This is a genomic window from Halorubrum salipaludis, from assembly GCF_002286985.1.
Taxonomy (GTDB): domain Archaea; phylum Halobacteriota; class Halobacteria; order Halobacteriales; family Haloferacaceae; genus Halorubrum; species Halorubrum salipaludis.
This window is the reverse complement of sequence record NZ_NSKC01000003.1, coordinates 268,456-284,683: the sequence shown is the minus strand read 5'-3', so window position 1 is coordinate 284,683 and position 16,228 is coordinate 268,456. Positions and strand designations below refer to the sequence as shown.

General features: G+C 66.0%; 9 protein-coding genes. 7 read left to right on the top strand and 2 right to left on the bottom strand.

The window, feature by feature from the left end; all coding sequences use genetic code 11:
* Positions 1 to 57 precede the first annotated feature (57 nt).
* The 4 genes from CK500_RS06880 (at position 58) to gltB (ending at position 9,490) form a co-directional block, all read left to right on the top strand.
* Positions 58 to 732: a DUF6517 family protein gene (locus CK500_RS06880; RefSeq protein ID WP_095636507.1), complete on the top strand. Its 675-nt coding sequence runs from the start codon at positions 58 to 60 to the stop codon at positions 730 to 732.
* 293 nt (positions 733 to 1,025) lie between these two features.
* Positions 1,026 to 4,094, top strand: a complete 3,069-nt coding sequence (locus tag CK500_RS17590; protein ID WP_233138913.1) for a hypothetical protein — start codon at positions 1,026 to 1,028, stop codon at positions 4,092 to 4,094.
* 70 nt (positions 4,095 to 4,164) lie between these two features.
* A complete protein-coding gene (locus CK500_RS17355; protein ID WP_198951518.1) occupies positions 4,165 to 4,332 on the top strand; it encodes an HEWD family protein in 168 nt (55 codons plus the stop codon).
* Positions 4,333 to 4,798: 466 nt separating this feature from the next.
* Positions 4,799 to 9,490, top strand: coding sequence for a glutamate synthase large subunit (gene gltB / locus CK500_RS06870; RefSeq protein ID WP_095636505.1), 4,692 nt, complete (start codon positions 4,799 to 4,801; stop codon positions 9,488 to 9,490).
* A gap of 36 nt (positions 9,491 to 9,526) precedes the next feature.
* Here the strand turns inward: gltB and CK500_RS06865 are convergent, their stop codons facing one another.
* Both CK500_RS06865 and purN read right to left on the bottom strand, forming a co-directional pair.
* Complete coding sequence (locus CK500_RS06865; protein WP_095636504.1) at positions 9,527 to 11,608, bottom strand: ABC transporter ATP-binding protein; 2,082 nt, start codon at positions 11,606 to 11,608, stop codon at positions 9,527 to 9,529.
* 75 nt (positions 11,609 to 11,683) lie between these two features.
* Entirely contained in the window at positions 11,684 to 13,288 is a 1,605-nt protein-coding gene (purN, locus tag CK500_RS06860) for a phosphoribosylglycinamide formyltransferase (RefSeq protein WP_095636503.1), read from the bottom strand.
* 168 nt (positions 13,289 to 13,456) lie between these two features.
* Here purN and purB point away from each other — a divergent pair, with 168 nt between their 5' ends.
* From purB to CK500_RS06845, 3 genes are all read left to right on the top strand, one after another.
* On the top strand, positions 13,457 to 14,950 hold the full coding sequence (gene purB / locus CK500_RS06855) for an adenylosuccinate lyase (protein WP_095636502.1): 1,494 nt from the start codon (positions 13,457 to 13,459) through the stop codon (positions 14,948 to 14,950).
* A 63-nt stretch (positions 14,951 to 15,013) separates the two neighbouring features.
* Positions 15,014 to 15,328, top strand: coding sequence for a zinc ribbon domain-containing protein (locus CK500_RS06850; RefSeq protein ID WP_095636501.1), 315 nt, complete (start codon positions 15,014 to 15,016; stop codon positions 15,326 to 15,328).
* A gap of 96 nt (positions 15,329 to 15,424) precedes the next feature.
* Positions 15,425 to 16,216 carry a sensor domain-containing protein gene (locus tag CK500_RS06845; protein ID WP_095636500.1) on the top strand — a complete coding sequence of 264 codons (792 nt, stop codon included), beginning with the start codon at positions 15,425 to 15,427 and terminating at the stop codon, positions 16,214 to 16,216.
* Positions 16,217 to 16,228 lie beyond the last annotated feature (12 nt).

The following is a 16,228-nucleotide window of genomic DNA, read 5'->3' as shown; positions in this document are numbered from 1 at the left end:
CAGATCGCCGTGTCCACGGCGATACGCTTAACCGTTCCAGCGGGCGTACCTATCGGTATGCACAGACGCGGACTGCTCGCGGCGATCGCCGCATCGGGGTCCGTCGCGGTCGCCGGGTGCGCCGGCGCCGGCGGCGAGAACGGCAGCTACGAGTTCGACGCGGAACCGGCCAGCGTTCCGTCCTCGGCGGCGTCCGAAGCAGGATACGAGGGAGAGGACCCGGAGTCGTTCACCCTCGAACAGGAGTTCGACGTTGCCGGCGTGAACGCGCAGGTGTCCGCGACGACCTGGGCCGCCGGGTACGAGAACGCCGACAACGGATCGGCGCTGTTCGTGGCGAGCACGCCGGACGCGTCGGTCGGCGGGCAGTCGGTCAACCCGCTCGTCCGCGCGGACGACACGGAGCTGATCCGACGGCTGTTAGAGCAGGTCGACCAGCAGGGGATCGGCGGCGACGGCACCGACATTGAAGCGAGCGACATCGAGGACCGCGGGTCCGAGACCCGAACCATCCTCGGTGAGGAGGTGGAGATCTCGATCCTCGAAACGACCGTCGACGCGGAGGTCGACGCCGGCGACGGCCAGAGCGGTGAGGTCGAAGACGTTCCGGTGTACCTGTACGTCGGAACGGTCCAACACGAGGAGGACGTGATCGCGCTCGTCGGCGTCCATCCCACCGCCGTCGACGCCTCCGAGTCGCTCTTCTCCCTGATGGAACAGGTCGAACACTAGCCGGGTTCTGCGGACTCCGTTTTAAGCCAGATCTCGCTCGCTGAGACCGTGATCCGCGCCGAGACCAGCGGCCATAACCGCACGATGTCGCTCCTTTCGTCCAAAACATTTCCGCGGACGGAAGCTTCGGAGTCCGCAACCCATTTATAAGTGATCGACCCGAATGCGAACACCTCGCGTTGCGAGAGTGCGGTCCGGACTCGCGTCGTCTCGACCTGCGGTCTGGGAGTCCGATAGCCGTAGCGCTCGCCAGCGCGGACACGATAATGGCTCGGAGATCAACAATTCGGTGTGTGGTGATCTGTACCCTCGCGCTCTCGTTGTGTGTGTTCTCCGTTATTGGGGTCGGGATTGGGGTAGTGTCTGTAAATGGAACAGTTTGGAGTATTGGTGGGGCAGATAATATCAACATAGGAGAAAATGAAAATCAAACGATATATGATATTCAGACACGAGGGGTGAATGGCGACATCAAAATACGAGTAGGAGATCTTGTAAATGCAGGAGCTGAGCTTGATAAGGCGAACTCGTCATACACAGTTTCAGATCGGGAGGATGTAACTAATTCAGATGTGTATATCAAACATCCAAATAAGGATAATGCAACCATTATTGTTGATGAATCAGTACCAGATGGGTCTGGATTTGATATAAAAATTTCAAATATAACTACAAGAAATATAAGTAAATATCATAGAGATCTTTCTATTTCTGATAGAAATATTGAATATCTTATAGAAGATGAAGGTGGTGAGAGATACGTAGATTTCACCATAGTTTCGTCTAGCAGGGTTTCATTCCAGAACAAGACCTACAATCATGAAAATAATACGATATCTCTTGGATCGGTAGATCTGGTAAATAAAACAGACCATATTATCATCTGGAAAAGTTCTGAAGAAGGAGAATTGGTTCAAAAAATTGGAACTGCACAAGGTAATCAGAAAGAGATCAAAATAGATACTAACAATATAAGTGGTGAAACTGAGCTTGCAGCAACAATTCACCCCGGAAAAACAGAACCAAAGATAGACATCATATACGCAGTAGATAGAAACTCCGCTCAATTTCCAGTTAAAATAGAAGTGGTTCAAAAGCCAACACATTATTTGGAACAAGACAATTCGTACTCAACTCTATCAATACCAGTTAATACAAATATAAGTTCAAAAGAAGGAAACATCTCTGTGAAATTTTTTGATCAGCCAGAATTAACTGTCGAAATTGGTGAAGATAAGGGTCAGTACAGGATCAACAAAAACCAGATTGATCTGTTATTAAATACGACAGAGCACAGTCAAAGACCCCCATATATAAAGGAAGTTTCGATTAATAATATTGAATCAAAATCATACAATAGTACATATTCTAAAGCAAAATTCAAACCTCGCCGGATTACCCACCTTATTGAAAATAAGACAAAAATTTCTGCAATACAGGGCTCATATGTTGGACTGAATTCAAGTACATCTGCAACAATATCATCGGTTTCAAAAAATCAAACTGTGCACCAAGATCCCATATACGAATATAAAAACCTTAGAATTGTTAACACATCTATGATTTCGGAAGGTGAGTACATTATTCAATCAGAATCAAATATCAACCAAACACAAATTTCCATTAAGAATACATCATTATCACCAAAGGTTCCCACTACATCTGTTAAAAACAACATACAAACACAGTTTGGATCTGCTCAGTCATCCAGACACATCGCTGCTAAAATACAGCGGGATCCAGAGTCAAAAAGAGAGCAATTTGTCCTTGAGAGTTCAAAGCCGACTAACAGAAGTATTGACGTTTCAGAAGAGGGAGAATACAGTATAGAGTTTACTAATATAAATACTAATGAACGGAGGAATGTGTCAGTATCTGTTCTAAAAGACAAAGAACTCGTGTCGAGTGTTCCCACATCAAATGAGCCTGTTTTTTCAGGACAAACTGCTCCTGTTAAAATTGGATCTACGTACAATTCCTCTTTTGTTCACATCGAAGAGACGAACACTAACACTACGATAGCCACCATCGAACTCGCGACACCGACAGAGGGAGAGACAACGCTCAACTTCAACACGTACGCGGCGTCGAACGGGTCGCTGAACGAGAGCTTCTCTGTGGCCGGTTCGGGGTCGTCGATCGAATCCGTCACCGCACCGGGGGAAAACGGGACGCTCCCGCCGGGCACCTACGAGCTTTCGGTCCGGTCGGAACACGGTATCGCCGCGACGAGCGATAACGCGACGGTGACGGTCAAGCGGCGCTCGACGAACGGGCTCACCACCTACACGGGGACGGAAGCGGACCGCTCGGATCTCGCCAACGCGACGGCGGTACGGGACGCCATCGAGGGTGATACCCTCTCGCGATCGCAGAGCGTCGCCGCGAACGACACCGTCGTCTACGCGGCGAACGCCTCCGGCCTGACCGGACTGACCGCGGCGCGGAGCGCCGGGCTCGAGACGGGCGACGACCTCGGCCGACTCGACGGGCTCGAGTTCGGCGTCCGATCGACCGCGAGTGACGAGGCGGCGACCGCGAGCGACTCGACGGCCGGACTCCCGCGTGACTCGGCAGTGCACGTCGACGAGTCGGGGCTCTACGTGGTCGCCGACGGAAAGGACGCGCTCCCCACCGACGGCGAACCGGAGCCGGGCGAGGAGTTCACGGCTGAGTTCCGCGTCACGGACGACCGCCTCCGCGAGGCCGCGTCAGACCCGCCGGACGGTCACCGGGCGACCTCGACAGTGACGTTCGACGGGCGAAGCCCGGGCGGTCCGGCGGGCGACGACCGCGAGCGGATCGCCCCCGGTGACCCCGCGGACGGCGGGACCGGAGCCGGCGGAAGCGGAGGAACGGGCGGCGCCGGAGGGTCGGCGGGAGGCACGGCTCCGACCGGGCCCGCCGGGGACCGAGGACCGGGCGGACCGGACGCGGGCGAGGCCGGGAGACCCGGCGGGGGCGGCGACCGGATCGATCCCGCCGCCGGGGTTGGGGGCGGGGTCGGGTTCCGTCCGAGCGCCGAGCGCCGGACGCCGCATCCGGGCGCTCCGATCGCCGTGTCTGGGCGAACTCCGGTCGGGGACACCGGAGGCCCCGAGAGAGCGGGAGCGACCGAGCCCGACGCGTGGTCGGACGACGAGACGGGCGCCCGAAACGACGGGGGATCGCCCGCGAGCGGTGAGGCGGGCGATGAGGCGGACGGGACACGGGCGGGCGACGCGGAGCGAGCGACGCCGACCTACGAGAACGCGCCGATCCGAACGACCGCGGAAGACGTCCCCGGGTTCGGCCTGCTACACTCGCTGACGGCCGTCGCGGTGGCTGTTCTGGCGATGGCTCGGTGGCGACGGGAACGCTGATCCGCGGTCGATCGGAGTCGCACCGCGGCGACGGCGGTATCCTTTTGCTGGCCCCGCGTTAATTGACGGTATGAGCGTCACCATCACCCCGCCACGGGAGCGCGAGTGCGAGCTGTGCGGCCGCAAGGAACGGTGGGACGACGACGCCGACGGCTGGCAGATCGACGACGAACCCGGGAACGTCTACTGCATCCACGAGTGGGACATCAACGGGACGTTCACCCCGCTGAGCGAGTGATTGCGGTTCGGAGATGCGAATCGCGGTTCGGAATCGCCCGCTCGGCCGGACCAATACGTATTCCCGAGACGTGTTCCCGCACCGGCTTCGGTCGCGTCGTCTACTTCGATCGCGTCGGCTAAGTACTCGCTCGCGCGCGGATGTCCCCGCCCGCTTCGCTTCGAGTTCCGATCCCTCCCCCTCGCTTCGGGTTCCGACGCCACCCGCCGCGGTCTCTCTCGATCCTCGTTAGAGTAGCGGCTTGACGATTGCCAAATTACGCTCCGAATTCGACCCGTTCCGTCTCGGATATCCTAAATTACAACCGCGTTATTTACTCACCAGTGGGTATCTTCTGATCGAACAGTAGTTACGTCATTAGAACACACCCCTGATGAATAATTACCTTATATTCCCTAATGTGTGTACGATGGATCCTACCCCTATCAGGGTCATACCTTTAAGTGACGGATCACGAGTGTGTACCATGACCGAGCCACGTAGTAACACCCGGGGGGTATCGGAGCGGGATCTCTCGGGCCACGGTGGGGGGCTTGCGGAGGTAACGGACGAGCGTTCGAACTGCGGAATCGGCGGGATCGTCGACCTCGACGGCGATCCGAGCCACGAGACGGTCACGGACGCCGTCGAGCTGCTGGAGAACCTCGAGCACCGCGGGACGACGGGCGCAGAGGAAGACACGGGTGACGGGGCCGGCATCATGGTCGCGCGCCCGGACGACTTCTTCCGCGAGGTCGTCGACGCCGACCTCCCCGAGGAGTACGCGGTCGGGTCCGTGTTCATGCCGACCGAACCGAGCGTCCAGGCCGAGATCCACGACGTCATCGCGGAGGTGTTCTCGGTGTACGGGCTGGAGGTCTTAGAGTGGCGCTCCGTCCCGACGGACAACGCGGACCTGGGCGCGACCGCGCTCGACTCCGAGCCGGAGGTCGCCCAGCTGTTCGCCGCGCCGGTCGAGGGGGCCGGGCTCGCCGAGCGGTTCACCAGCGAGGAGACGCGTCCCGACGACGCCGACCCGGAGATCCTCGGCTTCGACCGCGCGCTGTACGCCGCGCGCCGCGAGATCGAGAACGCGGTGTCCGAGGTCGACGGGGCGGGGCGGTTCTACGTCTGCTCGCTCGACCGCCAGCGCGTCGTGTATAAGGGCCTCCTGAAGGGCTCGCAGCTCGACGGCTACTACACCGACCTGACCGACGAGCGCTTCGCGAGCCACGTCGCCTTAGTCCACGCGCGCTTCTCAACGAACACGCTGGGCGCGTGGCACCTCGCGCACCCGTACCGCAACGTCGTCCACAACGGCGAGTTCAACACGATCCGCGGGAACGTCAACTGGATGCGCGCCCGCGAGAACGACCTCGATCACCCGGCGTTCGGCGCGGAGCTCGACACGATCAAGCCGGTGATCGACGACCCGAACCAGTCCGACACCGCGAGCGTCGACAACGCGGTCGAGCTCCTCCTGCAGGCGGGCCGCGACCTCCCGCACACCCTCCGGATGCTGATCCCGGAGGCGTTCCGCGACGACGACCTGATGGATCAGGCCCGCGCGGACTTCTACGACTACCACGCCTCCCTCGTGGAGCCGTGGGACGGCCCCGCCCTCGTCATCGGCTTCGACGGCGACCGCGTCGCCGGCGTCTTAGACCGCAACGGGCTCCGCCCGTGCCGGTACGAGGTCACCGAGGACAACCGGCTGATCGTCGGCAGCGAGGTCGGCGCGCTCCCCACCGAGCCGGCGGACGTGACGCGCCGCGGCCGGCTCCAGCCCGGCGAGATCTTCGTCGCCGACCCGGAGGAGGGGCGGATCGTCCCCGACGACGAGGTGTTCGAGAGCCTCACCGACGAGAAGTACGGCGAGTGGGTCGGCGAGCGCCAGGTCGACCTCGACGACATCGTCGACGAGGACGCGATCGCCGCGGGGATCGGGTCGGATGACGACGAAGCCGAGGGAGACGACGACGAGACGGAGCCGACCGTGCGCGCCCACCAGGCCGCGTTCGGCTACACCACCGACGCCCTGAACCACCTCGTCGAGCCGATGGCGAAGGAGGGGAAGGACCCGGTCGGCTCGATGGGCGACGACACCCCGCTGTCGGTGCTCGCCGACGTCGACCGCCCGCTGTTCACTTACTTCAAGCAGCTGTTCGCGCAGGTGTCGAACCCGCCGATCGACTACATCCGCGAGGAGCTCGTCACCTCGCTGGAGACCCGGATTGGGAATCAGCGGAACCTGCTGGACGAGACCCCCGAACACGCCGAGCAGATCGTTTCCGAGACCCCGATCTTCACCGACGCGGAGACGGTCACGCTGCGCGAGCTCCCGGGCCCGGGCGAACGGACGCCGGGAGACGACGACGGTCCGGACGCGGCGTCGTTCAGCTCCGTGACCGTCGACGCGACGTACGACCGCGACGACTCGCTCGTCGACGCCGTGACTCGGATCCGCGAGGAGTCCGCGACCGCCATCGAGGACGGCGCCGACGCCGTGATCCTCTCCGACCGGGCGGTCGGGCCGGACCGGCTCGCGGTGCCGAGCCTGCTCGCGACCGGCGCGGTCCATCACCACCTCGTCCGGAACGGACTGCGGAACCGCGCGGGGATCGTCGTCGAGTCCGGCGAGCCGCACGAGGTCCACCACATCGCGACGCTGGTCGGGTACGGCGCCGACGCGGTCGACCCGTACCTCGCGTACGCCTCCATCGCCGACGTAGTCGCCGGTCCCGACGGCGCCGACGAGGACGAGGCGCTCGCCGCCTACCGGCACGCGCTGGAGGACGGCCTCCTCAAGACGATGGCGAAGATGGGGATCTCGACGATGGAGTCGTATCAGGGCGCCCAGATCTTCGAGGCCGTCGGGCTCGACTCCGACTTCGTCGGCGAGTACTTCGAGGGCACCGAGATCCGCACCGAGGGGATCGGGATCGGCGAGATCGAAGACGACCTCCGGACGCGCCACGCGATGGCCTTCGGCGCCGACCCCGAACTGGAGACCACGGGCGAGTACGAGCACCGGTCGTCGGGGATCAAACACGGCTGGAACCCCCAGACGGTCGGGACGCTCCAGCAGGCGGTCCGCGGGGGCGACTACGAGCAGTACCGGGAGTTCGCGGAGCTCGTGAACGACCAGTCCGAGGAGCTACAGACGCTGCGCGGCCTCCTCGAGTTCGAGTCCGACCGTGACCCCGTCCCGGTCGAGGAGGTCGAGTCCGTCGAGTCGATCGTGGAGCGCTTCTCGACGGCCGCGATGAGCCTCGGGAGCATCTCGCCGGAGGCCCACGAGAACAACGCGATCGCGATGAACCGGCTGGGCGCGAAGTCGAACACCGGCGAGGGCGGCGAGCCCCCGGAGCGCTTCGACACCGAGAAGGAGTGTAACGTCAAGCAGGTCGCCTCGGGTCGGTTCGGCGTCACCTCCGAGTACCTCGCGAGCGCGGACGAGCTCCAGATCAAGATGGCGCAGGGGTCGAAGCCCGGCGAGGGCGGCCACCTCCCCGGCAAGAAGGTCAACGAGATGATCGCGCACGTCCGGTGTTCCACCCCGGGCGTCGGACTCATCTCGCCGCCGCCGCAACACGACATCTACTCGATCGAGGACCTCAAACAGCTGATCTTCGACCTGAAGGCAGCGAGCCCCGAGGCCGACATCAACGTGAAGCTGGTCTCCGAGGCGGGGATCGGCACCATCGCGGCCGGCGTCGCGAAGGCGAACGCCGACGTGGTCCACGTCTCCGGCCACGACGGGGGGACCGGCGCGTCGCCGAAGACGTCGATCAAGAACGCGGGGCTCCCGTGGGAGCTCGGGCTCGCCGAGGCGAACCAGATGCTCCGCGCGACCGGCCTCCGGGACCGCATCCGCGTCACCGCGGACGGCGGCCTGAAGACCGGCCGCGACGTGGCGGTCGCCGCCGCGCTCGGCGCCGAGGAGTACGTGTTCGGCACCGCCTCGCTCGTCACCTCGGGCTGCGTGATGGCCCGGCAGTGCCACGAGAACACCTGCCCGGTCGGCGTCGCCACCCAGCGCGAGGACCTCCGCCAGCGCTTCCCCGGCCAGCCGGACCACGTCATCAACTACATGACGTTCATCGCGCAGGAGCTCCGCGAGATCATGGCCGAGCTCGGCTACACCGAGGTCGAGGAGTTCATCGGCCGGCCCGAGCTCCTCTCCCAGCGCGAGACCGACCACGAGAAGGCGAAACACCTCGACCTGTCGGCGGTCATCGCCGAGCCCGCGGGCGACGCCCGGACGAAGACCCGCGAGCAGGAGCACTCCGGCATCGACGAGCTGCTCGACTGGGACCTCATCGAGGAGGCGAGCCCGGCCATCGAGGACGGCGCACCCGTCGCGCTCACCCGCGACGTGGAGAACGTCGACCGCGCGATCGGCGCGACCCTCTCGAACCGGGTCGTCTCCGAGCACGGCGGCGACGGGCTCCCGGACGACACCGTCACCTGCCGGTTCGACGGCTACGCGGGCCAGAGCTTCGGCGCGTTCCTCGCGTCCGGGATCACCATGGAGCTGTCCGGCGCCGCCAACGACTACCTCGGCAAGGGGCTCTCCGGCGGCCGGATCGTGATCGACACGCCCGAGGAGGCCGGCTACGACCCCGCCGAGAACGTCGTCGCGGGCAACGTCGGGCTGTACGGCGCGACGAGCGGCGAGGTGTACGTCAACGGCGTCGCCGGCGAGCGGTTCGGCGTCCGCAACTCCGGCGTGAGGGCGGTCGTCGAGGGCGTGGGCGACCACGGCTGCGAGTACATGACCGGCGGCGTCGTCGCCGTGCTCGGCGACACCGGCCGGAACTTCGCGGCCGGGATGTCCGGCGGCGTCGCGTACGTGTACGACCCCGACGACCGGTTCGACGACCGCGTGAACCGCGGGATGGTGTCGGTCTCGGAGACCTTAGACGAGTCCGACGAGCGCATGCTCCGCCGGCTCGTCGAGAACCACCACGCCTACACGAACAGCGACCGGGCGGCCGAGCTGCTCGACGACTGGACGGCCGCGCTCGACGACTTCGTGCGCGTCTTCCCCGACGCCTACGCCGAGGTCATCGCCGAGGGCAAGGGCGCCGACGTGCGCGAGGAGCCGCCGGAACCCGCCGCCGCCGTTCCCGGCGCCGAGTCGGACGCGACGGGCCAGGCGTCGAGCGACGACTGAGTCGGCGTCGGCCGCAGTCCGTTCCGCCTTCGCGTCTCAGTCGTCGAGCGTCTCGCTCTCGACGGTCCCCTCCGCTATCGCCCGCTCGACCGCGCGGTCGACGTGCCGCTCGCGGGCGCGCTCGACGAACTCGTCGGGGAGCTCGTCGATCTCGCCGGCCTGCACGCCCCAGAGCTTCGCGTAGAGGCCGTCCGCGTCGAGGAGCCCGTCGTGGGTGCCGCGCTCGACGACCTCGCCGTCCTCCAGCACGAGCGTCAGGTCCGCGTCGGTCACCGTCGAGAGGCGGTGCGCGATGACGAAGGTGGTGCGGTCGGCCGCGAGCTCGTCGAGCGAGCGCTGGATGAGCATCTCCGTCTCGGTGTCGACCGCGGAGGTCGCCTCGTCGAGGATCAAGATCGCGGGGTCCTGGAGGACGACCCGCGCGATGGCGACGCGCTGGCGCTGGCCGCCGGAGAGCTTCACCCCCTCCTCGCCGATCCGGGTGTCGTAGCCGTTCGGCAGCGAGTCGATGAACTCGTGGGCCTCGGCCGCCTTCGCGGCCTCGATCACGCGCTCGCGGACCGCGTCGCGCTCGGCCGCGCCGCTTCCGGTCGCGTCGCGCTCGGCCGCGCCGCTCCCGGCCGCGTCGCCGCTCTCGGCTCCGCTGACGCCGCTCCCCGTGAACCGACCGTACCGGATGTTCTCGGCGATGGTGCCGTCGAACAGGGTGGTGTCCTGCGCGACGTACCCCACGTTCGACCGGAGGCTCTCGACGGTGAGGTCTCGCACATCGTGGCCGTCGACCCGGACCGCGCCGTCAGTCACGTCGTACAGGCGAAGCAGGAGCTTGAGGAGGGTGGACTTCCCGGCGCCGGTCGGCCCCACGAGCGCGACGGTGTCGCCGGGGGCGGCCTCGAATGAGACGTTCCGAATCACTTCCTCGTCGGCGTCTTCGGGGTCGACGAGGGCGTTCTCGGCGTAGGCGAACGAGACGTCGTCGTACTCGACCGCGCCCGAAACGGAGCCGTCTGCCCCGAGGTCGGTCGCGTCGTCGGCGTCGGTGATCCGGATCGGGATATCTCGGAGGCCGAAGACGCGCTCGCAGGAGGCCTTCGCGTTCTCGTACTGGTCGATGATGTTCGACACCTCCGCGAGCGGGGCGACGAACTGCTGGGTCAACAGGACGAACGTGACGAACGTCCCCACCGTGAGCGTCGTCGAGAAGGGGCCCGGCGGGCCGGCCGAGAGCCAGTAGCCGCCGACCGCGAAGGTGGCGGCGAACGCGAGGCCGGCGAACAGCTCCATGCCCGGCCGGTAGACGAAGTTGAGCCGGAGGATCGACATCGTGCGCTCGAAGTACTGCTTCGAGGCGGTCTCGACGCGGTCGCTCTCGTGGGCCTCGGTGTTGGAGGTCTTCACGAGCTCGACGCCCGAGAGGGCGTTTTCGAGGGCCGTGTTGAGGTCGCCGACGACGGAGCGCTGGGCGACGTACCGCGGCTCGACCGCGCGCATGAACCACAGCGTAAAGAGGATCATCAGCGGGATGGCCGAGAGGGTGACGACCGCCAGTTCGTAGTTGTAGTAGAGGAGGACGCCCGCGATACCGACGACCATCACGCCGAGCCGCGCGGAGTTCTGGAGCGCGTTGTCCAAGAAGACCTCCAGGTTCGAGGCGTCGTTGTTGAGGACGCTCATCACCTCGCCGGTCTGTTTGTCGTCGAAGAAGGTCATGTCGAGCCGCTGCATCTGATCGAAGGAGTCGGTCCGGACCGAGTGCATCACGCGGTGGGCGAAGTTGTTCGCGGCGATGCCGTAGACGTACGTGAACACCCCCGTCACGAGGAACGACCCGACGATGAGCGCGACGGAGAGCCGGAACTGCGCGGGCTCGGCGGTCGGGAGCCACGCGTCCGGTACGATCGGGAGGGTGTACGGGCCGGTACCGGTGAACACGGCGTCGATGGCGACGCCGAGCACGACCGGGGGGACCAGCCCCGCGATCCGGGCGACGACGTTCGCGGCCATCCCGATCACGAGCCAGTGCGCCTCGGGGGCACCGTACTCGCGGAACAGCCGCAGGAGGGGCCGATCGACCCGGTCGCGGTACACTTCGAAGGCGTTGCGGTCGTCGGCAGCCATGGGCCAACGAGCGCGGCGACGCCCATGTATCCGACGGCTTCGGCGGGCCGTTCCGGGTCCCGAGCGGTCGCCGGCTCAGTCGTGCCGGAAGCAGCGCGAGCCGGTGAAGGCCATCGCCATGTCGTGGTCGTCGGCCGCGGCGATCACGTCCTCGTCGTTGACGGAGCCGCCGGGCTGGATCACGGCCTCGATCCCGGCCTCGGCCGCCTCCTCGATCGCGTCCGGGAACGGGAAGAACGCGTCCGAGGCCATCACCGCCCCCTCGGCCGATTTCCCGTCCGCGTCCTTCTCCGCCTTCATCGCCGCGAGCGTGACGGCGTCGACGCGCGACACCTGTCCCATGCCGACGCCGACCGTCTCGGTGCCGGTCGCGAACAGGATCCCGTTCGACTTCACGTGTTTGAGCGTCTTCCACGCGAAGGTCATCGTCTCGAGCTGCTCGTCGGTGGGCTCGCGCTCGGTGACCACGTCGAGTTCGGCGGCGGTCGGTGACTGGCGGTCCCGCTCCTGGACCAGCCGTCCCCCGACGATCGGTTTCTCCGTGAACCGCTCGGAGAACCGCTCCTCGCCCTCGCCGAGAGGCCCCACGTCGAGCACGCGGAGGTTCTTCTTCTCTCGGAGCACGTCGAGCGCGCTGTCGGTGTAGCCCGGGGCGACGACGACCTCCTTGAACGAGTCGACGATGGCGTCGGCGGTGTCGGCGTCGCACTCGCGGTTCAGGGCGACGATGCCGCCGAACGCCGACTTCGCGTCGGTGCGGAGCGCGCGGTCGTACGCGTCCGCGAGCGTGTCGCTGGTCGCACAGCCGGCCGGGTTCGTGTGTTTGATCACGGCGGCGGCGGGCTCGTCGAACTCCTTGACCAGGTCGAGGGCGGCGTCGGCGTCGTTGTAGTTGTTGTACCCCATCCCCTTCGCGCCGGGGTTCAGCTGTGGCGCGTCGACGACGCTCGCCTCCTCGCAGCCGTCGTCGACGTAGAGCGCGGCGTCCTGATGCGGGTTCTCGCCGTACCGCAGCGTGTCGGCGCGCTCCTCGGAGACGAACCGTCTTTCGGGGAAGTCGCCCCCGGTGTCGCCCTCGACGGTCACGTTCTCGGGCGCCCCGTCGGCGTCGCGCTCGACCGTCACGCGGTCCTCGGCGAACCACCGCACCGCGCGCGGGTACGCCGTGAACTCGGCGTCGCGAAGCACCCGGTCTTTCAGCGCGTCGGCGTCGTCGCCCTCGTAGACCGGCACCGGCTCCTGTGTCACGATCGGGCCGGCGTCGACCTCCTCGGTGACGACGTGGACCGTGCAGCCGGTGGTCCGGACGCCGGCGTCGAGCACCTGCTCGTGGGCGTCCGTGCCCGGGAACGCGGGCAGCAGGGAGGGGTGGACGTTCAGCGTGGTGGGCGCCGCGTCGAGGAACTCCTCGGTGAGGACGCGCATGTACCCGTCCAGACAGACCAGATCGAAGTCGTACCCCGCCAGCCGGTCCAGGATTCGGCGCTCGTGCGACGCGCGCGACTCCCCCGCCTCGCGCTCGACGACCTCGGTGGGCACCCGCCGCTCCGTGGCGGCCTCCAGCACGGGCGCCTGCTCGCGGTTCGTCAGGACGACCGACAGCTCCGCGCCGCCCGGCGCGGCGTCGGCGATGTGTCTGAGGTTCCGTCCCCGGTTGCTCGCGAGTCCGGCGATCTTCATACACGAGGGGACCGACCGATCGCGTATATCGATTGCGGTCCGCCGCCGGAGTGTGTTCACGTTCGCGGATACATTTTGGTCGAGAGGCCGACAGAGAACGAGAACGGATCCACGTCCGTGCGACTCCCCATCGACACGCTTTTGCTGGCTCCGGCGGCAGTCGCGGACATGACCGACGACTCCGAACCGGCGGGCGACTCCGAATCGACTGGCGGCGACGCGCCGGGCGACGACGCCATCGCGGGACTGTCGCGCTCGGACCCCCTCGCGGCGGTGTCCCCGCTGGACGGTCGGTACGCCTCGCGGACCGCGCCGCTGTCCCCGTACGCGAGCGAGGCCGCGCTCATGCGCGCACGGACCCGCGTCGAGGTCGAGTACCTGATCGAACTGGCCGCGCTCGACGCGACCCCGATCGCGCTCGACGAGGAGGCTGAGGCGGCGCTCCGCGCGGTTTACGAGGACTTTTCGGCCGAGGACGCCCGCCTGATCAAGGCGCTGGAGGTCGAGGGCGCTGAGGGGTACAGCGCAACCAACCACGACGTGAAGGCGGTCGAGTACTTCCTGCGGCTTCGGCTGGACGGGCTGGAGGGATCGGGACCGATTTCCGACAGCGAGACGCTGTACCCGTGGATCCACTTCGGCCTCACGAGCGAGGACGTGAACAACCTCGCGCACCGGCTGCTGGTGAAGGCGGCCGTGAGCGAGGTCGTCGTGCCCGCGATCCGCGAGGTCCGCGACGCGCTCGCCGGCCTCGCGCGGGAGCACCGCGACACGCCGATGCTGGCGCGCACGCACGGTCAGCCCGCGACGCCGACGACGTTCGGCAAGGAGATGGCCGTGTACGCCTCTCGTCTCGGCCGCGCGCTCGGGCGGGTCGTCGTCGCGAACGGCGACCTCTCGGGCAAGCTCGCGGGCGCCTCGGGCACGTACGCCGCCCACGACGCGGCGTACCCCGAAGTCGACTGGCCCGCCTTCGCCGAGTCGTTCGTTCGCGGGCTCGATCTGGAACACACGCCGCTCGCGACGCAGGTGAACCCCTGCGACGACCTGGCGGCGCTGTTCGACGCGCTCCGCGGCGTCAACAACGTCCTCCTCGATCTGGACCTCGACGCGTGGCTGTACGTCTCCGACCGCTACCTCGGCCAGCGGACCGTCGAGGGCGAGACCGGCTCCTCGACGATGCCGCACAAGGTGAACCCGATCGACTTCGAGAACAGCGAGGGGAACCTCTCGAAGGCGAACGCCGATCTCACCTTCCTCGCGGACTACGTGACGACCTCGCGGCTCCAGCGCGACCTCTCAGACTCGACGGTCAAGCGCAACGTCGGCGCCGCCCTCGCGCACTGCCTCATCGGCTACTCGAAGGCGGGCGACGGCCTCGACACGGTCGTCCCGAACGAGACCGTCATGCGCGAGGAGCTGGCGGACACCCCGGAGGTGATCGGCGAGGCCGTCCAGACGATCCTCCGCCGCGAGGGCGACACCGACGCCTACGAGCGCGTGAAGGACCTGACGCGGGGGAAGCGCGTCACCCTCGACGACTTCCGCGACCTCTTCGACGACCTCGACGTCGACGCGGGCGTTCGCGAGGAGCTGAAGGCGCTGACCCCGGCCGGTTACACCGGTGTCGCCGACGAGCTGGTCGACGAGATCGACGAGTAGGGCCGCGCGGGAGCTCGCGGACCGCCACAAGAGGTTTAGTCGTCGCGGGAGCAGGTGGGACCGATGCCCTCCGAGAACGACGACGAGACGGAGTACTCCGTCTTCGGCGACGAACCGACCGACGAGTGGGACGGATCCGCCGACGACCGCGTCGACCCCGAGTCCGCGGGGCTCGCCGCCGGCGACCGCGACGGCTGCCCGAAGTGCGGCGGCGAGGAGACGGAGACGGACGAGATCGCCACCAGCGGCACCGGTCTCACCAAGCTGTTCGACGTACAAAACCGGCGTTTCGTCGTGGTCTCGTGCGCGAACTGCGGCTACTCCGAGCTGTACAAGGGACAGTCGACCGGCGACGCGATCGACTTCTTCGTCGGGTAGATCGGCGGAACGGGGTCGAGACGGTCCGTTCGACCCCCTCGCGACCCGCCGATTGCGATCGATTTATGTCGGCGGAGAGAAACGTGTCGACCGCGCATGGTCTCCCTCCGTTCACCCTCCGCCCTCCCGGTCGTCGGCGTCCTCGTCGACGGCCGAACGTACAGACACCTGTTGTATCTCCTGCTCGCGATCCCGCTCGGGTTCGTCTACTGGACACTGTCTTCGTTCGGGATCACGTTCGGACTCGTCCTCTCGGTCGTGCTCGTCGGGCTCGTCATACTCCTGGCGACGCTGATCGGCGCCCGGATCGCCGCCGGCTTCGAGCGCTGGCTCGCCAACCGGCTGTTGGGGACAGATCTCGACCGGTACGACGACGTACCCGACGACACGGACGGCGCGGTCGCGGGCGTCAGGAAGTACGTCGACGCGGCGTCGACGTGGCGGGGCGTCGGCTTCCTCTCGCTGAAGTTCTTCGTCACCGTCCTCGCGTTCCTCCTGCTGGTCGCGCTCGTGAACGGGCTCTCCCTGGTACTCGCCCCGTTGCGGTACCCGTACGTGGCCACCTTCGGCGAGTCCAACGGGGAACCGGTGACGTGGGCGATCGACACGCTCCCCGAGGCGCTGCTCGCGACCGCGATCGGTGTCGTCAGCGTGCTCGTGGCGCTCCACGTCACGAACCTCGTCGCGTACGTCTGCCGGCAGATGGCGACCGCGCTGCTCGGCGAGCCGACCGCGGACGAGGAAGCGTCTAGCGAGACATCAGCGTCCGTCGAGGAATCGGCACCCGACGACGAGACGCTGCCGCCCGGGTCCGACGAGTTCGTCCCGGCCGACGCGGTCGAGCCGGACCCGAACGACGACTCCGTGCGGGACGAACGCGGCGCCTAATCTGCCGGAGGC